The following is a 23,435-nucleotide window of genomic DNA, read 5'->3' as shown; positions in this document are numbered from 1 at the left end:
TTTGGTGTCTTGGGTTGTGTTTTTTGCGCGGGGGTTGGGGCGCGCGGCGGCCGCCGGGGCGCACCACGCCATTGTGGTTTTGCGGCTACGCCCCGGGGATAGAATAGAAGTGATTAACGGAGAAGGCCATGGCTATCAGGCCCGGATTGCTAATGTGACGGAAGGGGTTTTAGTGGCCGAACTAGAGCAACCTTTGCCGCCAGGGCGTGAGCCTAGGCTTCAGGTTACCCTCTACCAGGGATTAGCTAAGGGAGAAAAGATGGATTTCATCGTCCAAAAAGCTACCGAGATTGGAGTCAGCGCGGTCCAGCCGGTTTTTACCCGCCACGCGGTGCCGCGGCCGGAAACGGATTCGGCCGAGAAAAAAAGGCAGCGCTGGCAAAGGGTGGCTCATGAGGCGGCCAAGCAGGCCGGACGGCTAAAAGTACCGGCCGTTTATAGCCCCGTGGACTGGCGACAAGCCCTTTCTCAGCTCCGGGCGCAGCCGCCGGATTTAATCTTGGTAGCCTGGGAAGGGGAGAGGGCTACCAGCCTCAAGGCTGCCCTCCGATCCTGGTCCCGGCCGAGGCCCAGCCGGGAGGCGGCAGTGGCGCTGATGGTGGGGCCAGAGGGCGGTTTAGCCGGGGATGAGGTGGAGGCGGCACTGGCTGCGGGGGCGATGCCGGTATCTCTGGGGGCGCGCATCCTGCGCACCGAGACTGCGGCCCTGGCGGCTTTGAGCATTCTTCTTTATGAGTGGGGCGATCTAGGGGGCGATTTGGTTGGCGAGTGAGGGAAGCCCAGGGCAGGCTTCAGTGGCCATCAGCGCCTTGGGGTGTAAAGTCAACCAAAGCGAGGCGGAAAGCCTTCAGGCGCTGATGCAGGAAGCTGGTTACCGCGTGGTCGGCTTTGATGAGCCGGCCGATGTTTATGTCATTCATACCTGTACGGTTACCCACATTGCTGACCGCAAGTCGCGCCAGCTTATCCGCCGGGCCCGCCGCCAGAACCCGGAGGCCATAATAGTCGCTAGCGGGTGCTACCCACAAGCGTCACCCCAGGAGGTGGCGGCCTTGCCGGAAGTGGATGTGATCCTGGGCGTAGGCGAGCGGCTACGGTTGCCCCAGCTGGTTGAGGAAGCGCGCCATCGGCTCAAGCAGGGTAGAGGGGCGGCCGGCCGAGATAAGGTGGCTGGGCAGGTGCTTCCGACGCCGAGACTAAGACAGTTTGAAGAACTGCCGCCCGCCCGCCCCGCTCATGCGCGCGCCTACCTGAAAGTCCAAGAGGGGTGCCAGCACTTTTGCTCTTACTGTATCGTGCCTCTGGCTCGGGGACCTTGGCGCAGCCGCGCTCCGGAGCAGGTGGTAGAAGAAGCCCGGCGGTTGATAGAAATGGGATACTTGGAGCTTATCCTTACCGGTACCTGCCTGGGGGCCTACGGCAGGGATGTTGGGGGCGAGGTGAATCTGGCCCAGCTGGTACGGCGGCTGGCGGCGCTTCCAGGGCTTAAGCGCTTACGGTTGAGCTCCATTGAGCCTATTGAGTTTGGTCCGGGGCTGGTGGAGGCAGTTGGTGAGAGCCCGGTTCTCTGTCCTCACCTGCACATTCCCCTGCAAAGCGGGGACGACACAATCCTTGCGCGCATGCGCCGCCATTATGATACCGACTACTTTGCTCGGCTACTGGAATCGCTTCGGGCGGCGCGGCCTGGCCTAGCGATTACCACCGACATCATGGTGGGCTTTCCGGGAGAGACTGAAGACCAGCACCAAAACTCGCTCGCCTTTACCCGAGATATGGGCTTTAGCCGCTTGCACGTCTTTAAGTATTCTCCGCGCCGGGGTACGGCGGCGGCCAAGCTTTTAGATCAAGTTGATCCGCAGGTGAAGGAAGAGCGAAGCCACCAGTTTCGCAAGCTTTCCCAAGAGCTGTTTTGGCGGTATGCCTCCGGCTTCCTGGGCACCAAGCTAGAGGTGCTGGTGGAGCGGCCGGTGCCAGAACGGCCCGGTTGGTGGGAAGGCCATACCCCCAACTATCTGGTAGTTCACTTTCCCGCCCCTGGACCTTGGCAGGGCCGCTTGGCTACGGTTACAATACAAAGGGTAAATCCGGACTACGTGGTGGAAGGTGGGGAACCGCTTGGGCACAGCGGTTGAGTGCTGGTCGGAGCGGACCCAGCACTCAACTCACGAACTGAGGCGTTGCGTCCACCCCGGGCAGACAGTAAGCTGCTTACGGGGCTGGCGACTTTCGCTGGTTGAGTGCTGGGAGGCCGGAAATAAAAGATCCTTAATAGGAGGTAGCTTGAGATGGAAGATTGCATCTTTTGTAAGATCGCAGCTCATCAGATTCCTTCGCAAGTAGTATATGAAGACGACCAGATCATGGCCTTCAACGACATTAACCCCGTAGCCCCTGTACATATCCTAATTATCCCTAAGGAACATTATTCGAGCTTGCTCGAGGCAGGGGGAGAGGCAACTCTGGTCTTGGGCAAGATCCAACAGGTGGCGGCACAAATCGCCCGGGACAAGGGGCTTGGCAGCACCGGTTTCCGCCTGCTCACCAACTGCGGGCCCAATGCTGGCCAAGTGGTCATGCATCTACATTACCACCTTCTAGGCGGCGACCAGTTAGCCCCCATCGGCTGGAGCAAGTAATAAGACGCCGGCAGTTAACGGCGGAAAATTGTTGATTGACGCGGAAATTCGCCAAGTAGTATAATGAACTTGCCCTAGGTTCTGGCGGAGGGAGGGATATGCTTGAGCGAAATTAGAGTTGGTAAGAATGAATCCTTGGATAGCGCCCTGCGCCGTTTCAAGCGGTCGTGCCAAAAAGCTGGCGTGTTGGCGGAAGTGAGGAAAAGGGAACACTACGAAAAACCCAGCGTGCGCCGGAAGAAGAAATCAGAAGCAGCCCGGAAGCGTAGATGGCACTGATGACAAAGAATGTTAACCTCCCTCAGAAAAAAGATCAAAGAACCAAGGGCAAGGAGCTGGGGAGCGATAGGGCGGAAGTCTGGTAATTGTTTACCAGACTTTTTCATTATAGCCCAGTGCCTCGTGTTGCAAGCCGCACGGTTAGGTAAGGAAAAACTAGGTAGAGGAGGGGAATTCCGAAGCCGAAGCCAGCTGCTTCCCCTGTCACCGGAAGCCGAGATGGAGCGCTAGGTGGCTCCGCGCCGGATTACGGAGCGGAGGACCGGCGACCCGAGGGATCGAGCTGGTTTGGGCGACTCGGATCTGAACTGGTGCCAAGCCACGACTTGGTTGCGGGGGTGGGACGGTGAAGCCGAGGGTAGTCAAAATACTGTCAACCTTTTGGCTGGTAATCTTGCTGGTTTTCTCAATTATGCCTATTGCTTTAGCTGGGCCAACCGCTCAGGTATTGGTGATTCCCGTCACCGGCATGATCGACCGGGGATTGGCCAACTTTGTGGTTCGGGGACTGGATGAAGCAAAGGCCCAGGGCTATCGGGCGGTATTGCTGGAAATCAATACTCCTGGAGGCCTAATCGATCAGGCCATAGTCATCCGCGATGCTATTTTGCGAGCACCGGTCTTGACTATAGGGCTTGTAGCCGGTGGCGAGGGGGCTACCTCAGCTGGAGCCATGGTGGCTTTGGCCTGCCAGAAGCTGGTTATGGCCCCGGCTACTACTATTGGAGCGGCCGAACCGCGCACTCTGAGCAATGCTAAGCCAGATCCCAAGACGGTATCCTTTTGGAGCCAGCAGCTGGCAGCAACCGCCCAGGCTCGGGGTCGAGACCCGGAGCTAGCAAGGGCCATGGCCGATGCCTCTGTCCGTGGGCATTTGCTGACTTTGAGCGCCGAGGAGGCCCTGAAATTAAAAGTTGCCGATGCTGTCCTAGGTACCCGGGCCGAAGTATTGAACCATTATGGCCTCAGCGGCGCCCAGGTGGAGGAGCTGGTTCCCAATTTGGGAGAGAAGATCTCCCGTTGGGTTACCAACCCCTATGTGGCTCCGGTCCTCCTGGCCGTGGGGATGGGGGCAGCCATCATCGAAGCCCTCACAGCTGGCTTTGGAGTGGCGGGCACGGTCGGTATCATCGCGTTGGCCCTTTATTTTGGCGGCCACGTAGCCGCGGGCTATGCCGGCTGGAGTTCTTTGGCCCTTTTAGCGGCAGGGCTGATCTTGGTCTTGCTTGAAGCCTTTGTAATTCCTGGCTTTGGTGCGGCCGGAGTAGGGGGGATCTTGGCCCTGGCGGCCAGCGTAATTATGGCCTCACCTAGCCTGGAAGCGGGCATCATTTATTTACTAGTGGCCCTTGCAGGTGGAGCTCTGGCTGTGTGGGTAAGCCTTAAGTTCTTGCCCACCCGCCGAGCTTGGAGCCGTCTGGTTCTCAAGACCAGCCTGGACAAAAAAGGAGGTTTTGTGGCAGTTGACTATGAGCCCCACCACCTCCTCGGGCAGGAAGGAGTGGCCATCAGTGCCCTGCGGCCGGCCGGGATCGCGGAAATTGCCGGCCAGCGCTGGGACGTGGTAACCGAAGGGGCCTTTATTCCCCGGAATAGCCGGGTGCAGGTAGTCAAGGTGGAAGGTCCGCGCATAGTGGTGAGGGAAATAAAATCATTAGTAGGGAAGGGAGAGGGATAGCTTGTTTTCTTTTGTTACTCTTTATTTCATTATAATCTTGGTCATCGCCCTAGTCGCCTTAATGATTCTGTTCAGCTTTATTCCGGTGGGTTTATGGATTTCTGCCTTGGCTGCGGGAGTCAGGGTGGGCATATTCACCTTGATTGGCATGCGGCTCAGGCGGGTACCCCCAGCCAAGATTATCAACCCGTTGATCAAAGCCATGAAAGCGGGCCTGGATGTTAGCGTCGATAAGCTAGAAGCCCATTATCTCGCGGGCGGCAATGTGGACCGGGTGGTAGATGCGCTGATCGCCGCTGAGCGGGCCAATATTCCCCTTGGATTTCAGCGGGCGGCGGCCATCGACCTGGCCGGAAGGAACGTTTTGGAAGCAGTGCAGATGAGCGTTAATCCCAAAGTAATCGAGACTCCGGTAGTAGCGGCGGTGGCCAAAGATGGGATTGAAGTTAAGGCCAAGGCCCGGGTAACCGTACGGGCCAACATTGAGCGGTTAGTAGGCGGAGCTGGGGAAGAAACCATCATCGCCCGGGTGGGCGAGGGCATCGTTACTACCGTAGGTTCGGCCAATTCGCACAAAGAAGTGTTGGAGAACCCCGACAGCATTTCCCAGACGGTTTTGGAAAAGGGTTTGGACTCAGGTACTGCTTTTGAGATCCTTTCCATCGATATTGCCGATGTGGATGTGGGCCGCAACATCGGTGCCCAGCTACAAACCGACCAGGCTGAGGCCGATAAGCGCATTGCCCAGGCTAAAGCTGAGGAGCGTCGGGCTATGGCGGTAGCCCGGGAGCAAGAGATGAAAGCGGCGGTACAGGAGATGCGGGCCAAAGTAGTAGAAGCGGAGGCCCAGGTGCCATTGGCGCTGGCTTCAGCCCTTAAGGAAGGCAAGATTGGCTTCATGGATTACTACAATTTGCAAAATCTCTTGGCCGATACCCAAATGCGAGGAGCTATCGCCAAGGCCGGCGGTGAAGCTTTGAGCGAAAGCTCCTACGGGGGTGGCAGCGCCAACCCCTAATTCCGGTTTTTGCAGAGGAGCTGACCCAATTGGAGCTTCTATTTTGGATAGCCGTAATCGCATATATCTTCTTTTCGGTATTGGCTGGCCAGTCGCAGCGGCAGAGGCGCCGAGCAAGCCGGCCCAAGCGGGGGCCGGGGGAGGTGTCGCCGCGGCCGCCGGTCGTCCGGCCCTGGGATCCTTTGGGCGGACCTTTTGGTCCGTCTGGTCCCTTTGGTGAACCTTGGCCACCCTTACCGGAGCCGAGCGAGGGTCCGTATGCGGAAGAGGCAGAGCCTGAGGTCGAACCGGTGTCGGGCCCGGCGGCAACGCCGTTGCCCGCCGAACCCCGAGTGGAGCCACCGCCTTTGCCGGTAGCCGTGGGGCCAGCCCCTGGACCCGCCGCTAGCCTGCCCCCCATGGTTGCCACCGGGTCAGCTGCGCCCAAGAAGCCTGACCGCCGGCGGGAGCTTTTGGCTGCCGGCCCCCTGGACCGGGAATCGGTGGTGTTGGGGATCATCTTTGAAGAGATCCTGCGCCCGCCTCGTTGCCGCCGGCCCTGGCGGCCCATCTACCGGGGGGAGGATTGAGGTGGGTTTTGGCTCCTTGGACCAAGTGCTGAACTTATCAGCTTCGGACTTAGTAACGGTAGTAGGTGGCGGGGGCAAGACCACGCTGATATATCGCTTAGCTCAGGAACTGAAGGCTAAGCTGCCATCCGGCTCCCGTGTGGTCGTTTCCACTACTACCAAGATGTGGTTGCCCAAACCGGGCCAGGTGGACCAGATGGCCTGGGCGCCTGGCTGGGCCCAATTACTGGATCTAGCTAATCAATTGAGGGGCCAGGCCCAGTTTGATCAGGAGCATGGACAAGCTATATCACCGAGCTGGTTCATTGGCCGAAAGGCCTTGCCGTCCCGGAAGGTACAAGGGCTGCCTAGGTTTTGGGTAGATGAGCTGCGCCGCCAGATGGGGCAAGATGGGGGAGCCATCTTGGTTGAGGCCGATGGTGCTGCCGGCAAGCCGGTTAAGGTGCCGGATTGGTATGAACCTCAAGTCCCCAGCGCCAGCACCGTGATCTTGGTGGTGGCCGGAATCAATAGCCTAGGGTTGCCCCTTGCTTCCCGGTACGTCCATCGAGCCAAGCTGGCCCGCTGCTACCTGAGGTCATCCCTGCCTGATAGAATCACCCCGGCGGCCTTGGCCGACCTGGTAGCTTACCAAGCGCACCGGGCCCAGTCTATGGCCCCGCGGGCCCGGACCATGGCGGTGCTGAATCAGGTGGAGACGCCGGAGCGGCTAACTTGGGGCCGGGAAGTGGCCGAGCGCTTGGTGGCTCAAGGTTTTCCTACCTTACTGACTAGCTTCAAGGGCACAAGGCCCCTGGTGTGGTTTCTCAGCCCGCAGGTGGTCAGCTGCCGGCCGCGGGTAGCGGCCATCGTATTGGCCGCTGGGACCTCGAGCCGGATGCCAGGCCAAAACAAGCTAACCCTGCCCTTGGGCGGGCGCACTGTCCTCGAGCAGACGGTGGCTTCGGCCTGCGGGAGTAGGGCCGCGGAGGTGGTAGTAGTGCTGGGATACCAGGCGGCGGAACTCAAGGATAATCTGCGTTCATACCCGGTTCGCCTGGCGTTCAACCCCCGATTTCAGGAGGGACAGTCCACCTCCGTCCTGGCTGGGCTCAGGGCGGTAAGCCCAGGAGCGGATGCAGCCGTATTTCTCTTGGGCGATCAGCCTCTGGTAACTCCCGAGGTCATCGATGCCCTCATTGATGCTTATGCTTTGCACGGTAATCCGGTAGTGGCGCCAACCTTTCGGGGCCAAATGGGCAATCCGGTATTGTTTGGGCGAGGACTCTTTCCCGAGCTTTTTGAGATTAGTGGGGATCGCGGAGGCCGCCCAGTGTTGGAACGCCATCGCCAGCAGCTCTTGGAAGTTCCAGTCCGCTGCCGCGGCATCTTGGCCGATATCGATGACCTACCCTCTTACTTGGCCCTTAAGTCATATTCAAGCTGGCTCTGTCCTCCCAAATCGTACTAAAGCTGGCTTCCCTGGCATATTTTGGGTAGCGAAGGGGGCGAAAGCTCTTGGCCAACCATCGTCCTTCGCGCTGGCGGGAAGCCTTGGCGGAGAGCCTGGGTATGCCCAAGGATATACTGCTCAATTTGTCCCGGATAGTGGTGATCGGTGACCACCAGCTCTTTATTGAAAATCACCAAGGCATAACTGAGTTTACCCCCCAGAGGGTAAGGGTGCAGGCTAGCCCCAGGGCCATCACTATCACCGGGGATAATCTGGCTTTGCGCAACATCAGCGGCGAGGAGATCGCCCTGGAGGGCAAGATTCTGACCATCGCGTTGGGGGACCTGCGCTAATGCCAAGGGTACCATGGGGCGATTTCGTTCAGGGCTACGTGGAAATAACTGCCTGCGGCAAAAACCTTGGGCAGTTCTTGAATTCGGCCTTGGCCTCTCGTATCCCTTTGGGCGATGTGACTATGGGGGAAAAATGGCTTAAGGCGCGCACTACTATTCCCGGCTTTAAAAGCCTCCGGCCCCTGGCTCGGGCTACCCATAGCCGGGTGCGCATCCGGCGCAAGGTAGGCCTGCCTTTTTGGCTGTACCGGTTGCGCCGTCGGCCTATGCTAGCTTGGGGAGCCATCGGTTTTGTGCTGGGCCTTTATTTTCTTTCCTCTTGGGTTTGGGTGGTGAGTGTTTACACCGAAAAAGGACCCCACCGCCTTCATTACCAACAGATCTTGGAAATTGCTCGCAGCCAGAACCTAAGGCCGGGGGTGCCCAAAAGCGCGGTCAACTGGGAGCTGGTCAAACAGAAGCTGGCTCTCCTTCCCCAGGTCTCCTGGGTGGAAATAGAGATCCAGGGCAGCCGGGCTCTGATTCGCATTGCCGAAAAGACTCTGCCCACTCCTAGCGAGCAAGAAGCTCGCCAACCCGCCCATGTGGTAGCGGCTAAGGATGCCATTATTGAGGAGATGCTGGTGCTTTCCGGCCACCCGCTGGTGAAGGTAGGTGACACGGTGCACCGGGGGCAGGTTCTGGTTTCTGGGGAACTGCCGCAAGAAACGGCGCCCGAAACCGAGCCCGGTTCGCCCAAACCTCCAGTGGAAGCTGGTACCCCCCTTTACGTCCATGCCCGGGCCATAGTTCGAGGCCGAGTTGAGTACCGAGGTAAGGCCACGGCCTCGCTGGTGGAAGGCCGTTTCCTTCCCACCGGCCGAAAAAAGAGCGCCATTTCCCTGGCGGTAGGATCCTCGGAGGTAGTGATTGGCCCCAAGTCCTCACCCTTTAGCCAGGTGGAGGTGGTGAAGCAGCCGGTGTTGCCCGCCTGGGTTTCCCAATATCTCCCTATGTCCATCAATAGGATAATCTACCGGGAGGTCGAGCCTTACCGGCACGTCCTCACTCCCTCCCAAGCCAAGGAAAGAGCCCGCCTGGCTGCTCGCCGACAGGTGGAGGCCATGCTGCCATCCCATTACCGTCTGGTTTGCGAGTCCATCCGCGACCTCGACCAGGCAGAGCTAGAGCCCGGCCAAGTGGGAGTGGAAGTACAGGTGGTGGTGATCGAGGATATCGCCGCTAGCCAGCTCCTACCTTACCCCAAGGAGGCCAATCCCCAACCCCAACCCCAAGCCCAACCTTCCCGCTAACGAGTGCCCTCTGTGGTTAGCTGCACAACCAGGCACACTGCCCCAAGCCCAAGCCGAGCCAGCTAAAAACTGGGATGCTCCGCAATTTGTAATTGTAATTGAGGTATTGAGATGGTAGCGATATAATGAAGTTTGAAGACTATTTTAACCTTATTGGGGGTATGCCGAATTTGACCAAAACGGCCGAGGTTCGGTTGCTGGTGGGAACCAACGGCGAGGCAGCTAGCCTTTTTGGCAACCAGGATGAGAATCTCCGTTTTTTGCAGGAGCACTTGGACGCCCACATTAGCGGCCGGGGCAACGAAATCGTGATTTCCGGCGGTCATGCCGAGGTTGCCTTAGCCGAGACCGTCTTTAAGCAGCTAATCGATTTGGCCCGCTCTGGGAACGACATTGATATTCCTACCATTAATTATGTTCTTAAAGTAACCGAGAAGCAGGAAACGAAAGATGCTCGCTTAGCGGCATCGTTAAGCGAAGTCTTTTATGTTACCCCCCGCGGTAAGCAGATTCGCGCCAAGACATTGGGGCAGAAGCGTTATTTACGGGCCATGGGCGAGAATGATATCGTCTTTGCCATTGGGCCTGCTGGCACCGGCAAGACTTATCTGGCTGTGGTAATGGCGGTGAGCGCCCTCAAGAACAAAGAAATCAGCCGTATTATCCTGGCCCGGCCCGCAGTGGAGGCGGGGGAAAAGCTGGGATTCTTGCCCGGAGACTTACAGGAAAAAGTCAACCCTTATCTTCGACCCTTGTATGATAGTATTTACGATATCTTGGGCCTAGAAGTAGCCCAGCGATACATGGAAAAGGGCATAATCGAAGTGGCGCCGTTGGCCTACATGCGGGGCCGGACTTTAGACGATGCTTTTGTCATCCTTGATGAAGCTCAAAATACCAGCCCGGAGCAAATGAAAATGTTCCTCACCCGGCTAGGGTTTGGCTCCAAGGCGGTAATCACTGGCGATGTCACCCAGATCGATCTACCTCGGGAAAGTTTGTCTGGACTGGTGGAAATTCAGAAGATCCTTAGGGGTATCAAGGGTATTTCTTTCCAATACCTCACTCAGGCCGACGTGGTGAGGCACCCGTTGGTGCAAAAGATTATAGAGGCTTACGAACGATATGAGCAAAGGGAACAGGAGCTCGAAGGCCATGGTACCTAAATGGGGCCGGATTTGGGAAAGCTGGCAACGCTTGAGCCGCAGTACTGCTATCCAGCGGTTGGCATGGTGGGCAGTATTTTTTGGTATTACCGTGGCCCTTTTGAGCCTCAACTGGTTGCCATCATCGGTGGGGCTGGAGGTAGGCCAGCGCAGCCCGCGCGACTTTTATGCGCCCCAGGGAATGGTTTTTGTCAGCGATATTTTGACGGCTCGGGAGAAGCAAAAGGCCCAGGAAGCCATTGAGCCGGTTTATACTTTGGACAATTCGGCGGCAGTAGAAGCGGAGAACCAAGTGGCCAGCGTGTTTCAGAACCTGCGGGCGGTGCGCTCTAGCACTGGCAATACCGCTGCCAAGCTGCAGGATTTGAACAACTCCACCGGATTAAATCTATCCGACCGCTCCGGCCGGGCGGTGCTTTCCCTAAGCGATCAAGCGGTAGGTGACCTAGAAAACGATCTCAAGGCGATGGTGCGGCGAACCATGGCCGGAGGGGTGCAGCAGCAGGGGCTTAATGCTGCCCGCCAGAACATGCTGGAGGAAGCGGAGAGCCTGAGCTCCAATCCCGGGGTCCAGGAGTTTTGTGGGGCGGTCATCAAGTCGCTGCGGTTGCGGCCCAACTTAATTTATGATGCAGCTGCCACCCGCCAGAAACAGATTGAGGCGGCCAACAAGATTGCTCCGGTACAAGTGACAGTGCGCCAGGGCGAAAAGGTGCTGGGGGTCGGCGATCTGGTTACCGACGTTCACATCGAAACCCTGCGCCACTTAGGGCTTTTGCGCTCTGGCTTCTCCTTTTTGGGGCTTTTGGGGATAGTACTCCTCAGCGCCATAACCTACGCTTTGCTTTGGGTTTATCTGTACCAAAACCACCGCAGCATCTATCAAAGGTTGCCGCACCTTTTGCTTCTGGGCCTCATCATAGTGGTGACTTTGGCTGTAGCCAAGGGCCTAACTTCTATTAGCTTGGGTGGCCAAGCTGGGCTATCGACTTTAACCGGATATCTAGCCCCGACAGCGGCTGGCTCCATGCTCATTGCCATTCTGTTGGATGCGCGCATAGCTGTGGTTAGCACCCTGGCCATGGGCATCTTTTTAGGGGTTATGACTGGGAACCAGCTCAACTTTGCCCTGGTGGGAATCGTAGGTGGCCTGGTGGGAGTATATAGCGTCTCCAGGCTTTCCCAACGTTTGGACTTGGCTCGGGCCAGCCTTTTTATAATGGCTGCTAATGCCATCACCGTGATTGCCATTGGCCTGGTGGCTAATGTTACTTTTAGCTACATCTCCATTGGTGGAGCTATGGCCCTCTTAAACGGCATCTTGTCCTCGGTCTTAACCATTGGCATCCTCCCATTCCTGGAGACTGCTTTCAATATTACTTCGGCGGTTAAGCTCCTAGAGCTTTCCAACCCCAACCAGCCGCTTTTGCGGCAGCTCTTGGTGGAAGCCCCGGGCACTTACCACCACTCTATTCTGGTGGGGAACTTAGCGGAAGCGGCAGCCAACGCGGTCAAGGCCGATGCCCTTTTGGCACGGGTGGGCGCATATTATCATGACATCGGCAAGATCAAGCGGCCCTATTTCTTCATTGAAAACCAGTTTGCTGGGGAGAACCCCCATGACAAGCTGACCCCTTCTTTGAGCACCTTGATCATAACTACCCACGTCAAAGATGGGGTGGAAATGGCCAAGGAAAATCGCTTGCCCCAGGTAATAATCGATTTCATTGAACAGCACCATGGAACTAGCCTAGTGTCGTACTTTTATTCCAAGGCGGTGGAAGCTGATCGCACCGAGAGCGTGTCCGATACCGAGTATCGCTATGAGGGGGTAAAGCCCAAGAGCAAGGAGACTGCCATCGTCATGCTGGCCGACAGCGTGGAAGCAGGGGTGCGGGCGTTGCAGAAGCCTACTCCTGGCCGCATGGAAGGCTTGGTGAGGAGAATAATAAAGGAGAAGCTGGAAGATGGTCAGTTAGAAGAGTCCGATCTGACTTTTAAGGAGCTGGATGCTATTACCCAGGCTTTCCTGCGCATCCTGACCGGGGTTTTCCATACCCGCATAGAATATCCGGATACGGTCTTAAAGGAAATGGAAAGGAGAAAGGCCAGCGGTGGAGCTGTACGTGCAAAACCAGCAGGATAAGCTGTTGGTGGCGCCGGAGCTGGAAGAATTGCTCCGGAGTGCCATGGAGATAACTTTGCGGGAAGAGGGTTACAATACCGGGGTTCAGGGGGAGGCAGGCATTGTCCTGGTGAGCAATGAGAGCATCAGGCAGCTAAACCGCACTTACCGGGGGCAGGACCAGGCAACCGACGTGCTCTCCTTTAGCCTTTCCGGTACCGAGGATGACCCCTACCCTATCTTGGGCGAGGTAATCATATCGGTGGAACGGGCAGCAGAACAGGCCCAGGAGCTAGGTCACTCTCTAGAGCGAGAGTTAGCTTTCTTGGCGGTCCACGGAACGCTTCACCTCTTAGGCTACGACCACGAAACCGAAGAAGAGGCAGCCCGGATGCGGGCCAAGGAGAAAGCCATTTTGGATGAGTGCATGAATAACAAGTAGGACTGGCGGGGCATGGCCCAGGCCCAGTCCGTCAGGCTACTAGCTGGCGGCTGGCGAGGGCGGCCCGCTGCTCCGGAAGCGATCCAGCACTCAAGCAGCAGGCGACCAGGACCTTCTAAGGACGTCTTAATGCCTACCCGGGGGATGCCTGGTGAATGGGTTGCGAATTGAGTGCTGGACCGAGCGGCTAAGCCACCTTAGCGACAGTGAGGGTGGAGGCGGGCCGGACCCAGCACTCAAATTGGGACTAGAGGTATGGGATCTAACTGACCTGGATAGCCGGTACCTTGCCGGTTTACGTTAGACTCAAGGTTGAGTGCTGGGCAGTTGGAAATATATGTTTTTTCGGAGGAGCAAGGTTGGCGGAACCAATGCAAGGCGAGAAGGGCGAATTTAGGTCTGGATTTGCTACTGTGGTGGGTAGGCCCAACGTAGGCAAATCTACTTTGGTTAATGCCCTGACCGGGCATAAGGTCTCCATTGTTTCTGATAAGCCCCAGACCACTCGTAACCGCATCCATGGGGTTTACACTTCCCCGGGATTGCAGATCATCTTTGTAGATACTCCCGGCATCCACCGGCCGCGCAACCTTTTGGGAGACTATATGGTGGAGGTAGCGCGGAAATCCTTAACCGAGGTAGAAGTAGTCCTGTGGGTAGTGGATGGTTCAGTTCTTCCAGCTGGAGGGGAGCAGCATATAGCTGGCTTCCTTTCCGGATTGTCGGTACCGGTTATCCTAGTGATCAATAAAGAAGATCTCATTCCCGCAGAAATCTTGCCCGGCCGCATCGAGGTTTACCGGGGCCTGTATCCCTTTTCTCACGTTCAGACCGTCTCCGCATTAAATGGTACCGGCCTAAAGGAGCTTATGGACGCCATAGGCCAATTCTTGCCGCCCGGCCCTCAGTATTACCCGGCGGACATGGTTACCGACCAGCCCCAGGCCTTTGTCTTGGCAGAAATCATCCGGGAAAAAGCCATTACCCTTACCCGTGACGAAGTGCCCTACGGGATTGCTGTGGGCATAGAGGAGATAACCAAGCGCTCGGAAGAGCTTATCTACGTTCGGGCTACCTTATATACGGAAAGGGAGTCCCAAAAAGGAATTATAATTGGTCATAAAGGGCAAATGCTTAAGGCCATCGGCCAGCTTGCCCGCCAGGATATGGAAGCTTGGTTAGGCGTTCGCGTCTACCTGGACTTACGGGTGAAGACCAAGAAGGAATGGCGGCAGGATCAGGTAGCGCTTCGGCAGCTGGGCTATGATTAGGAAGGGGTTATAGGGACCCTAGCTGGCCAGGGGGTTTTCAGGGATGCCGGGCCTGTACAAGGCTGAAGTCTTGGTAATCCGAGAGCGAGAATATGGGGAGGCGGATAAACTGCTCACCCTCTATAGCCCTAGCCGCGGAAAGATCGGGGCTATCGCCAAGGGGGTGCGGCGGCTCCACAGTACCCTTCGTCCCTGCGCCCAGTTATTCGTGCATAGCGATGTGGTCCTTTATGCAGGCCAAAATCTGCATACCTTGACCCAGGGCCGAATGCGGGAAAGCTTTGACGGCATTGCTGCCGATTGGGAGCGATTTAGGGCGGCTGAGTATCTAGCCGAGCTGGTAGACGCATTCATACCTTCTGAAGAAGCCGATCCGAGAGCATTTACCCTGCTCTTAACCTGCCTGCGCCAGCTCAATTCTGGGGTAGTGGATGCGGAGCTGGTGCTGAGGTGGTTTGAGATCCGGTTTCTGAGCCAGCTGGGCTACCAGCCCCGCCTTCAAGCTTGCGCTTACTGTGGCCAGGGATTAGAAGGCCAATCCCAGCCAGTGGTGTTCAGCCCCCAGTTGGGTGGGGTACTCTGCTCCCAGTGCGCACCCCAGGACCCGGCGGCTATGGCCATCTCTGCCGGCAGCGTAGCCGTGCTGCACCACTTTTTAATGGTGCCTTTGGCCAAATTGGAGCGACTAAAGCTATCGGTTGGCTTGAGGAAGGAGTTGGGCGCGGCCTTGGCCCGTTACATTGAGGTACGGCTGGAAAAGCGCCTCAAAAGTCCTCGCTTGCTAGCGCATAAAAGTTGACGTCCGAGGGCAAAAAGTATAAAAGCGGACAGGGGCGGGGAAAGCGCTCTGGCGGAAGAACTGGCCCCATCTGGAGCCGGTGCCAGCGCCCCAGGTGGAAGTGAGTTATTCCTGAAGGAGGAGGTGTACAGGGATGGATGAAGAGCTAGAAAAGATAGATCTATTGCGGGAACGGTTTGCGGTCAGCTATGAGGAAGCCAAGAAGGTATTGGACGAAGTCAAAGGAGATGTGGTGGAAGCCCTAATTCGCCTGGAAAACCGAAGGCGCCGGCCTGCTTTGGACCGGATAGGTCAAGAGAAGGTGCAAGGCGCCTTGAACTGGTTGCGGGATGTAATTGAAAAGGGAAGGGTCACCAAGATCCGGTTAAAGAAGGACAACCAGACTATAGTGGAAATTCCGGCCAGCGTGGGGGCAGTGGGGGTCATAGCCATCTTAGCCAGCCCCTTGGTGGCGGTTCTCACCGGCATCGGCGCGGTATCAGCTTTGATTAACCGCTATACCTTAGAAATTGAGCGACCCGGTGGTGAGACTGAAGAGCGACGGTTTGAATAACGTTGAATTTTTGGTAGGCATTTGCTAAATTTATGCATGGTATTCACCTGGCCTTGTGCCAGGATTTTACTTGCAGAGGGTGAAGCTGCCATTGACCTTCCAGGAGTTGATCTTTGCTTTACAGCAATTTTGGAGCGATGCCGGCTGCATCATTCAGCAGCCTTATGATTTAGAGAAGGGCGCGGGAACCATGCATCCGGCTACCTTCCTTCGGGTCCTGGGGCCGGAGCCTTGGAGGGTGGCTTACGTGGAACCCTCTCGCCGCCCCACCGACGGCCGGTACGGCGAAAACCCCAACCGCCTGCAGCACTATTATCAATTCCAGGTTATTCTCAAACCCTCTCCCGATAACGTTCAAGACCTCTACCTTAAGAGCCTGGAACAGATCGGCATCCACCGACACCAGCATGATATACGCTTTGTGGAAGATAACTGGGAAAGCCCTAGTTTAGGCGCCTGGGGGTTGGGATGGGAAGTCTGGCTGGATGGGATGGAGATCACTCAGTTTACTTATTTTCAACAGTGCGGGGGTATAGACTGCCGACCGGTGGCGGCGGAGATAACCTACGGATTGGAGCGGCTGGCCATGTTTATCCAGGGGGTGGACAGCGTTTTTGATATTACCTGGTCTCCAGGCATTACCTATGGGGATGTCCACCACCAGGCCGAGGTGGATTACTCCAAGTACAATTTTGAGGCTGCCAACAAGGACATGCTTTACCAGCTCTTCAACCTGTTTGAGGCTGAGGCCAAGCGGGTCATCGAGCTGGGCCTAGTCCAACCAGCTTATGATTATGTGCTCAAGTGTTCCCACGTTTTCAACCTCTTGGACGCCCGCGGTGCCTTGAGCGTAACCGAAAGAGCGGCGTATTTGGCCCGGGTAAGGCATCTAGCTTATCTCTGCGCCCAGGGCTATTTGAAACAGCGGGAAGAACTGGGCTATCCTTTGTTACGTTCGTCCCAGACGGCATAGCTTCGAGGAGGCAGAAGATGCAACCAGACTTGCTTTTGGAGATTGGAGTGGAAGAGGTACCCGCCCGCTTGGCTCCTCAGCTCTTGTCCGAGCTCAAGCGGCGGGCGGCCGAGCAGTTGGATCAAGCGCGGCTGGACTACCAAGGGATACAAGTATATGGGGCACCCCGGCGCTTGGCCCTTTTGGTAACCGGGCTGGCCCAAGAGCAGAGAGAGGCGGTGGAAGAAGTCAAGGGGCCGCCCAAGAAAGCTGCCTTTGGGCCCGATGGCGAACCTACCAAGGCTGCCCTTGGCTTTGCCCGGTCCCAAGGGGTGGAAGTAAAAGATCTAGTCGTCAAAGAGTTGCCTGGGGGAAGCTATGTATTTGCCCGGAAGGTGTTTGCCGGCCAAAGGACGATGAGCATTCTTCCCCAATTGCTGGGGGAGCTTATCCTGAGCCTGAACGTAGCCCATCCCATGCGCTGGGGAGATCACGATCTAAAATTCATTCGTCCCATCAGGTGGTTGGTGGCCCTATACGGGGAAGACGTGATACCGGTGACGCTTAACGGTCTTTGTGCTTCTAACCAATCTTACGGCCACCGGGTGCTCCATCCCGGGCCGGTAACCATTACCCTGCCTCGCCTGTACGTGGAAGAGATGCGCAAGGCAGGAGTGGTGGTGGATCCCGATGAACGTCGCCAACTTATCTGGGACCAGGTGGAGGAGCTGGCTCGGGATCACGGGGGCAGGGTGGAACCTGACCAGGACCTGCTCGAGGAAGTAAACTTTTTGGCGGAGCACCCCAGCGCCTTCGTGGGCAGCTTTGATGAGGAATTCCTCAGCCTGCCGCCGGAAGTGCTTACCACCCCCATGCGCGACCACCAGCGTTACTTTCCCATCTGGCGCCAGGATGGGGCAGGGCTTTTGCCTCTGTTTGTGGCCGTTCGCGATGGCGGTAGGGACTTTATGGAAGTGGTGCGCCAAGGAAATGAAAAGGTGCTGCGGGCTAGGCTGGCTGACGCCCGCTTTTTCTACCAGGAAGATTTGGCCTCACCACTAGGATCCCGGGTTGAGGATCTCAAAGGCGTAGTCTTCCAGGAAGGTCTGGGCAATATGTACCAGAAGACTCTGCGCCTGGGCCAGCTCGTTCTGTACCTAGGCAGGATTCTCGAAGCTAGTGCTAAAGATGTGGCTGTGGCCGAAAGGGCGGCCTATTTGGCCAAGGCTGACTTGTTGACGCAAATGGTATACGAATTCCCCGAGCTGCAGGGGATTATGGGCGATTATTATGCCAGGGCTGCTGGCGAGAGCCCAGCCGTAGGCACCGCCATCCGCGAGCACCTCTTGCCCCGGTCGGCTGAAGATGCTCTGCCTGCTACCTGGCCAGGAGCTATCCTCAGCCTAGTGGACAAGATCGACAGCCTGGTTGGGTTCTTGGCTTTGGGGCTTTCCCCTTCCGGCTCGCAGGATCCCTACGCCTTGAGGCGGCAAGGGCTGGGTGTGTGCCGGATCCTAGTGGCTCGGGACCTACACCTTTCCCTGAGCGATTTAATCCAGGAGGCTTATGATCTGTATGCCGGTGTCGCCTTTAAACTGGATCGGCAGCAGGCAGTAGGCGAGGTTATGGGCTTTTTGCAGCAGCGCCTGGAAGGAATGATGGAAGGCCAGGGCATCCGTTATGATCTCGTCAACGCGGTTATGGCAGCGGGGTGCGATGATGTGGCTGCCGCCTGGGACAGAGCCCAGGCGCTGGCCAGTTTCCGGGGAGATCCGCGCTTCGGGGCTTTGCTTACCGCTTACACCCGGGCAGCCAACCTTGCTACCCATGCTCGCCACGATCACGTACGCCCAGAGCTGTTGGTGGAACCAGTAGAGCAGAGGCTGTGGGAGCAGTTCCAGGCCATTCGTTCTCAGGCGGACTCTAAGCTACGCCAGCGAGATTATTTGGGTTTCTTTATCGCCATGAGCGGGCTTAAAGAGGCCATCGATGCTTTCTTTGATGGTGTTTTGGTAATGGCCGAAGATGAGTCTATCCGGGCTAACCGATTGGCCTTGTTGCGGCGGATTGCTGGCTACATTGGCCAGGTGGCGGACCTGTCTCAAGTAGTAGTGGCCTAGGTAGAGATGGCAACAGAGCGGACTGGCAATCCACCGGTTGCCAGTCCATGCCGGTACTGGGAGCACGGAAGGTGGCCTGATGAAGCTAACTGGCAGGCAACAGCGCATAATCGAGATCGTCAGGGATTCGGGACCGATTAGCAGCGATCGGATTGCCGAAAAGCTTAACTTGACCCGGGGGACTTTACGGCCAGATTTGGCCATTCTTACCATGGCTGGTATCCTGGAGGCTCGGCCGAAGGTAGGGTACTTTTACAGCGGCAAGTCGCCCCAGACCGTAGTAGCGGAGCACATCCGTAACCTCCGGGTAAAAGACCTGAAATCGGTGCCGGTAGTTGTGAGCCAGCAAGCTACGGTCTACGATAGCATCGTCACCATGTTTGTGGAAGACGTAGGTACCCTGTTTGTAGTGGCTGAGGGCGGTAATCTGGAAGGGGTAGTCTCACGCAAGGACCTGCTCAAGGCAGCCATGGGTAATGCCAACCTACGGGAGCTGCCGGTCACCGTCATCATGACTCGCCGACCGCATATTGTGACTATTAGTCCTGAGGATACAGTGTTTACGGCAGCCAAGAAGATTATAGAAAACGAGGTGGATGCTTTACCGGTAGTACGGGTAGTGGTGGGGCCTAATGGCAAGGAGAAAACCGAGGTGGTGGGTCGGATCACTAAGACCACCATAACTCGCTTATTTGTAGAATTGGGCGAGGGCAAGTAGAGGGGGAAAAAAATGACGGCCGACAATGATCTCAGACCGGTCATTTACGTTATCTCTGATTCCCTGGGAGAAACAGGCGAGCTTGTGGTTCGGGCGGCGGCCAGCCAGTTTGACTCGGGCAAGATCGAGCTGCGCCGGGTTCCTTATGTAAACGATAAGGCCACCTTGGAAAGGGCGATTGAAGAAGCCAGCGGGTTCCGCAGCCTGATCGCTTATACCATTGTGGTTCCGGAACTCAAGGCCTACTTGGAAGAATTGGCCCGGAGCCGGGGACTGCCTACCGTCGATCTATTGAGCTCGTTGATATATGGCATCCAGCAAGTGACTTCCATGACTCCGCGGTTGGAGCCGGGGCTGATCCGGCGCCTGGATGAGCAATACTATCGCAAGGTGGAAGCCATCGAGTTTGCAGTTAGATATGATGATGGCAAAGACCCTCGCGGCCTAATGTTGGCTGACATAGTCCTGATTGGGGTATCCCGGACCTCGAAAACTCCGGTTTGCATGTATCTGGCCCATAAGCGCATTAAGGCTGCCAATGTGCCCCTGGTTCCAGAGGTAGCGCCCCCAGAGGAGTTGTTCCAAATCCCTAGTAGCCGGATTGTGGGCTTAACCATAAATCCCCAGCTTTTAAATGAAATCCGCCAGGAAAGGCTAAAATCGTTGGGGCTCAACGTTGATGCCCATTATGCCAAATTGGAGCGGATCCAGCAGGAACTGGGATATGCGGAAGCAATCATGAAGCGTTTGGGCTGTGCCGTGATCGATGTTACCAATCGGGCCGTAGAGGAGACGGCCAGCAAAGTCCTGCAAATTTATATGAAAGGGGAGCAGTATGTCAGTGAGTCATAAGTACGTGTATTTGTTTCACGAGGGAAGGGCGGACATGCGGGCCCTTTTGGGCGGCAAAGGGGCCAACTTGGCCGAGATGACCGGAATCGGCTTGCCGGTGCCGCCGGGGATCACCATTACCACCGAGGCCTGCAACGAATACAACCGCCTGGGGCGAAAGTTTCCCCCCGGGCTGGAAGAAGAAATAAAGAGCAAGTTGGTGGCGGTGGAAGAAGCCACTGGGAAGCGATTTGGCGATGACAAGAACCCTCTATTGGTAAGCGTTCGGTCGGGAGCTCCAGTCTCCATGCCGGGCATGATGGATACCATCCTCAACTTAGGCTTAAACGATGAGACTTTGAAGGGGCTAGTGGCTGCCACCAACGATGAGCGGTTTGCCCTCGACTGCTACCGCCGCTTCATCCAGATGTTTTCCAACGTGGTGCTGGACATAGAGCATGATGCCTTTGAACATATCTTGGAGCAGCATAAAAAGGAACAAGGGGTTAAATTCGATTACGAGGTTTCTCCGGCCACTTGGCGCCGGGTCATAGACGATTACAAGCAATTGGTGAAAGCCAAGGCCGGTCGTGAGTTCCCGCAGGACCCCCTGGAGCAGTTAATGCTGGCGGTCCGGGCGGTGTTCGATAGCTGGAACAACCACCGGGCCATTGTCTACCGCAGGATCAATAAGATCCCCGATGATTTAGGTACGGCGGTTAACATCCAGGCCATGGTGTTTGGAAACCTCGGCGACGACAGCGGCACCGGGGTGGCCTTCACCAGAAACCCCGCTACCGGGGAAAAGGTGCTGTACGGCGAGTACTTAATTAACGCTCAGGGCGAGGACGTGGTAGCCGGCATTCGCACTCCCCAGCCCATCAGCACCTTAAAGGACAAGATGCCGGCGGTATATGAACAGTTTGCCCGGGTTTGCGAGCTGCTCGAGCAGCACTACCGGGAAATGCAGGACGTGGAGTTTACCATTGAGCGGGGTAAGCTCTACATGTTGCAGACCCGTAACGGCAAGCGGACCGCCCAAGCCGCAGTGAAAATAGCTGTAGATATGGTGGCGGAAGGCCTCATCAGCAAGGAGGAAGCGGTCCGGCGAGTGGACGCTGGCGCTCTTACCCAGCTGTTGCACCGCCGGATCGACCCTGAGGCCAAGTTGGAGGTTTTGGCTAAGGGCCTGCCGGCCTCCCCTGGGGCGGGGAGCGGGAAAGTGGTCTTTGATGCCGATGAGGCGGAGAGGCTGGGCCAGGAGGGTGAAAAAGTAATCCTGGTTCGTACCGAAACTACTCCCGATGACATTCACGGGATCGTGGTCAGCCAGGGCGTGCTCACTTCCCGGGGCGGCATGACCAGCCATGCAGCGGTAGTAGCCCGGGGCATGGGCAAGCCAGCGGTAACCGGCTGCGATGCCATCAAGATCGACTACGACCGGGGCCAGTTTACGGTAGGCGACCGGGTAATTAAAAAGGGCGACGTCATCTCCATTGATGGCGGAACCGGGCAGGTAATCCTGGGTGAGGTACCCATGATCGATCCCCAGCTTAGCCCCGAGTTTACCCAGCTGCTCTCCTGGGCCGACCAGGCCCGCCGGCTATCGGTCCGGGCCAACGCTGATACCCCCGAGGATGCCAGGCGGGCGCGGGAATTCGGGGCCGAAGGCATAGGCCTGTGCCGCACCGAACACATGTTTATGGGTCAAGATCGCCTGCCCATCGTCCAGCAAATGATCCTGGCCCGCAATGAGGAGGAGCGGAAGGCGGCCCTGGATAAGCTTTTGCCCATGCAGCAGGGCGATTTCTACGAAATCCTCAAAGCTATGGAGGGCCTGCCGGTTACCATCCGCTTGCTGGATCCGCCGTTGCATGAATTCTTGCCCAACGCTGAAGAACTGATGGTGGAGATTCTTGAGCTTAAACATCGTAAGGCGCCAGCGGCTGAGATCGAGGCCAAGGAGAGCCTGCTTCGGCAGGTACGGGCCCTGTCCGAATTTAACCCCATGCTGGGTCACCGGGGATGCCGCCTAGGTATCACCTTCCCCGAGGTGTATAGAATGCAGGCGCGCGCCATCTTCCAGGCTGCAGCTCAGCTGGTCAAGGAAGGGTACAAAATAATTCCCGAAGTAGAGATCCCCTTGGTAATCCACGTCAACGAGTTGTCCCGTTTGCGGGAAATGGTAGTCGAGGTAGCCAAGGAAGTCATGGACAAGACGGGTACTTCCTTTGAGTATACCGTAGGGACCATGATCGAAATGCCCCGGGCTTGCCTTACCGCCGATGAGGTGGCCACCCAAGCCGATTTCTTCTCCTTTGGTACTAACGACTTAACCCAAACCACCTTTGGTTTTTCCCGCGACGATGCCGAGGGCAAGTTTATGGCCCGCTACCTGGACGAGAAGATTCTTAAGGACGATCCCTTCATCGTCCTCGACCGGGACGGGGTGGGCAAGCTAATGCGGATGGCAGTGGAGCTGGGGCGTAAGACCAAACCCAACCTCCCCATCGGCATTTGCGGGGAACACGGGGGCGAACCTAGCTCGGTGGAATTCTGCCACCAGATCGGGTTAGACTATGTTAGCTGCTCGCCTTACCGGGTTCCGGTGGCCCGCTTAGCGGCAGCGCAAGCAGCGCTGGCCAACCAGCCATTAACCACCAAAGGGGAATAATGGCCTTTGCAGTTCCGGTTCGGAGATATCTACCGGGTTGATCCGTTAGGGTTTTATGTGCGTTGCGATGTCTGTGGGGAAAACTTCGTAGGCTGGCTGCCCGAGCCGGAGCACCATGTCTGGTGCCCGGCTTGTGGCACCCGTAGGGATCCTGACCATGTCCACCGGGGGTTTCGGCCTTTCCTGGTGGTTCAGAACCAATCGCTGACGCCGTTTTTGACTACGGTGGTCTGCCTGCCCATTACCACCAGCCCTGGAGCTAAGGACAAGTTAGCTGCGGTGCCGGTGAAGGGTGGTCCGCCCACCAATCTGCCGGCGCCGGAATCTTACATCTTAGCCTGGCAACCTCGCACCCTAAACAAAGCCAATTTTTTCCCTTCCAACTTCTTAGGGTACGCTCCGCCTGAAACCTTGCGCCAGGTTGGTCTGTGGCTTAGGCGCCTTCATCTTCATGGGGAAGAGGCAATTGTTAGGCCAAAAAGCAGGAGAGTGGGCAAAAAAGGGGGAATAAATAAACTTGGAGC

The 23,435-nt window shown here is 56.9% G+C and carries 23 protein-coding genes; all 23 read left to right on the top strand.

Annotated features, from left to right (window positions below):
- The first annotated feature begins 16 nt into the window (after window positions 1-16).
- Window positions 17-772 carry a 16S rRNA (uracil(1498)-N(3))-methyltransferase gene (locus H5U02_07610; GenBank protein ID MBC7342303.1) on the top strand — a complete coding sequence of 252 codons (756 nt, stop codon included), beginning with the start codon at window positions 17-19 and terminating at the stop codon, window positions 770-772.
- Complete coding sequence (gene mtaB, locus H5U02_07605) at window positions 762-2,135, top strand: tRNA (N(6)-L-threonylcarbamoyladenosine(37)-C(2))-methylthiotransferase MtaB (protein ID MBC7342302.1); 1,374 nt, start codon at window positions 762-764, stop codon at window positions 2,133-2,135. Before H5U02_07610 ends, mtaB begins: the two co-directional genes overlap by 11 nt.
- A 153-nt stretch (window positions 2,136-2,288) precedes the next feature.
- Window positions 2,289-2,639, top strand: a complete 351-nt coding sequence (locus H5U02_07600) for a histidine triad nucleotide-binding protein (protein ID MBC7342301.1) — start codon at window positions 2,289-2,291, stop codon at window positions 2,637-2,639.
- Between the two features lie 102 nt (window positions 2,640-2,741).
- Complete coding sequence (locus tag H5U02_07595; GenBank protein MBC7342300.1) at window positions 2,742-2,918, top strand: 30S ribosomal protein S21; 177 nt, start codon at window positions 2,742-2,744, stop codon at window positions 2,916-2,918.
- Window positions 2,919-3,264: 346 nt separating this feature from the next.
- A complete protein-coding gene (locus H5U02_07590) occupies window positions 3,265-4,596 on the top strand; it encodes a nodulation protein NfeD (protein ID MBC7342299.1) in 1,332 nt (443 codons plus the stop codon).
- Window position 4,597: 1 nt separating this feature from the next.
- Window positions 4,598-5,614: a flotillin-like protein FloA gene (gene floA, locus H5U02_07585; GenBank protein MBC7342298.1), complete on the top strand. Its 1,017-nt coding sequence runs from the start codon at window positions 4,598-4,600 to the stop codon at window positions 5,612-5,614.
- A 29-nt stretch (window positions 5,615-5,643) separates the two neighbouring features.
- On the top strand, window positions 5,644-6,183 hold the full coding sequence (locus H5U02_07580) for a hypothetical protein (protein MBC7342297.1): 540 nt from the start codon (window positions 5,644-5,646) through the stop codon (window positions 6,181-6,183).
- A gap of 1 nt (window position 6,184) precedes the next feature.
- Window positions 6,185-7,633, top strand: a complete 1,449-nt coding sequence (gene yqeC, locus H5U02_07575) for a putative selenium-dependent hydroxylase accessory protein YqeC (protein MBC7342296.1) — start codon at window positions 6,185-6,187, stop codon at window positions 7,631-7,633.
- Between the two features lie 101 nt (window positions 7,634-7,734).
- Complete coding sequence (yqfC, locus tag H5U02_07570; GenBank protein ID MBC7342295.1) at window positions 7,735-7,968, top strand: sporulation protein YqfC; 234 nt, start codon at window positions 7,735-7,737, stop codon at window positions 7,966-7,968.
- Entirely contained in the window at window positions 7,968-9,260 is a 1,293-nt protein-coding gene (yqfD, locus tag H5U02_07565; GenBank protein MBC7342294.1) for a sporulation protein YqfD, read from the top strand. The genes yqfC and yqfD overlap by 1 nt, the downstream gene beginning before the upstream one ends.
- 161 nt (window positions 9,261-9,421) lie before the next feature.
- Window positions 9,422-10,426 carry a PhoH family protein gene (locus H5U02_07560; GenBank protein ID MBC7342293.1) on the top strand — a complete coding sequence of 335 codons (1,005 nt, stop codon included), beginning with the start codon at window positions 9,422-9,424 and terminating at the stop codon, window positions 10,424-10,426.
- A complete protein-coding gene (locus H5U02_07555; protein MBC7342292.1) occupies window positions 10,416-12,572 on the top strand; it encodes an HDIG domain-containing protein in 2,157 nt (718 codons plus the stop codon). The genes H5U02_07560 and H5U02_07555 overlap by 11 nt, the downstream gene beginning before the upstream one ends.
- Window positions 12,541-12,993 carry an rRNA maturation RNase YbeY gene (ybeY, locus tag H5U02_07550; protein MBC7342291.1) on the top strand — a complete coding sequence of 151 codons (453 nt, stop codon included), beginning with the start codon at window positions 12,541-12,543 and terminating at the stop codon, window positions 12,991-12,993. Before H5U02_07555 ends, ybeY begins: the two co-directional genes overlap by 32 nt.
- A gap of 151 nt (window positions 12,994-13,144) precedes the next feature.
- On the top strand, window positions 13,145-13,297 hold the full coding sequence (locus tag H5U02_07545) for a hypothetical protein (protein ID MBC7342290.1): 153 nt from the start codon (window positions 13,145-13,147) through the stop codon (window positions 13,295-13,297).
- A gap of 67 nt (window positions 13,298-13,364) precedes the next feature.
- A complete protein-coding gene (gene era, locus H5U02_07540) occupies window positions 13,365-14,264 on the top strand; it encodes a GTPase Era (GenBank protein MBC7342289.1) in 900 nt (299 codons plus the stop codon).
- Window positions 14,265-14,307: 43 nt separating this feature from the next.
- Window positions 14,308-15,063: a DNA repair protein RecO gene (gene recO, locus H5U02_07535; GenBank protein MBC7342288.1), complete on the top strand. Its 756-nt coding sequence runs from the start codon at window positions 14,308-14,310 to the stop codon at window positions 15,061-15,063.
- Between the two features lie 133 nt (window positions 15,064-15,196).
- Window positions 15,197-15,616 (top strand): DUF4342 domain-containing protein, encoded by a 420-nt coding sequence (locus H5U02_07530; protein ID MBC7342287.1) that lies wholly within the window; start codon window positions 15,197-15,199, stop codon window positions 15,614-15,616.
- A gap of 91 nt (window positions 15,617-15,707) precedes the next feature.
- Entirely contained in the window at window positions 15,708-16,589 is an 882-nt protein-coding gene (glyQ, locus tag H5U02_07525; GenBank protein ID MBC7342286.1) for a glycine--tRNA ligase subunit alpha, read from the top strand.
- 17 nt (window positions 16,590-16,606) lie between these two features.
- A complete protein-coding gene (locus tag H5U02_07520) occupies window positions 16,607-18,688 on the top strand; it encodes a glycine--tRNA ligase subunit beta (protein MBC7342285.1) in 2,082 nt (693 codons plus the stop codon).
- Between the two features lie 79 nt (window positions 18,689-18,767).
- A complete protein-coding gene (locus tag H5U02_07515; protein MBC7342284.1) occupies window positions 18,768-19,406 on the top strand; it encodes a helix-turn-helix transcriptional regulator in 639 nt (212 codons plus the stop codon).
- Window positions 19,407-19,418: 12 nt separating this feature from the next.
- A complete protein-coding gene (locus tag H5U02_07510) occupies window positions 19,419-20,258 on the top strand; it encodes a kinase/pyrophosphorylase (protein ID MBC7342283.1) in 840 nt (279 codons plus the stop codon).
- Window positions 20,242-22,911, top strand: a complete 2,670-nt coding sequence (locus H5U02_07505; protein ID MBC7342282.1) for a pyruvate, phosphate dikinase — start codon at window positions 20,242-20,244, stop codon at window positions 22,909-22,911. The genes H5U02_07510 and H5U02_07505 overlap by 17 nt, the downstream gene beginning before the upstream one ends.
- A 6-nt stretch (window positions 22,912-22,917) precedes the next feature.
- The coding region (locus H5U02_07500) for a type II toxin-antitoxin system PemK/MazF family toxin (GenBank protein MBC7342281.1) at window positions 22,918-23,435 on the top strand (518 nt) is incomplete at its 3' end.

It is taken from the genome of Clostridia bacterium (assembly GCA_014360065.1).
GTDB lineage: Bacteria > Bacillota > DSM-521 > Neomoorellales > JACIYF01 > JACIYF01.
This window is presented reverse-complemented; position numbering and strand designations above follow the sequence as displayed.

What these genes read in the sequence shown, in the direction of transcription:
- H5U02_07600 (MBC7342301.1), top strand. Translation starts at nt 2,289, where the DNA reads ATGGAAGATTGCATCTTTTGTAAGATCGCAGCTCATCAGATTCCTTCG.
- yqfC (MBC7342295.1), top strand. Translation starts at nt 7,735, where the DNA reads ATGCCCAAGGATATACTGCTCAATTTGTCCCGGATAGTGGTGATCGGT.
- yqfD (MBC7342294.1), top strand. Translation starts at nt 7,968, where the DNA reads ATGCCAAGGGTACCATGGGGCGATTTCGTTCAGGGCTACGTGGAAATA.
- H5U02_07560 (MBC7342293.1), top strand. Translation starts at nt 9,422, where the DNA reads ATGCCGAATTTGACCAAAACGGCCGAGGTTCGGTTGCTGGTGGGAACC.
- H5U02_07555 (MBC7342292.1), top strand. Translation starts at nt 10,416, where the DNA reads ATGGTACCTAAATGGGGCCGGATTTGGGAAAGCTGGCAACGCTTGAGC.
- era (MBC7342289.1), top strand. Translation starts at nt 13,365, where the DNA reads ATGCAAGGCGAGAAGGGCGAATTTAGGTCTGGATTTGCTACTGTGGTG.
- recO (MBC7342288.1), top strand. Translation starts at nt 14,308, where the DNA reads ATGCCGGGCCTGTACAAGGCTGAAGTCTTGGTAATCCGAGAGCGAGAA.
- H5U02_07530 (MBC7342287.1), top strand. Translation starts at nt 15,197, where the DNA reads ATGGATGAAGAGCTAGAAAAGATAGATCTATTGCGGGAACGGTTTGCG.
- H5U02_07520 (MBC7342285.1), top strand. Translation starts at nt 16,607, where the DNA reads ATGCAACCAGACTTGCTTTTGGAGATTGGAGTGGAAGAGGTACCCGCC.
- H5U02_07515 (MBC7342284.1), top strand. Translation starts at nt 18,768, where the DNA reads ATGAAGCTAACTGGCAGGCAACAGCGCATAATCGAGATCGTCAGGGAT.
- H5U02_07510 (MBC7342283.1), top strand. Translation starts at nt 19,419, where the DNA reads ATGACGGCCGACAATGATCTCAGACCGGTCATTTACGTTATCTCTGAT.
- H5U02_07505 (MBC7342282.1), top strand. Translation starts at nt 20,242, where the DNA reads ATGTCAGTGAGTCATAAGTACGTGTATTTGTTTCACGAGGGAAGGGCG.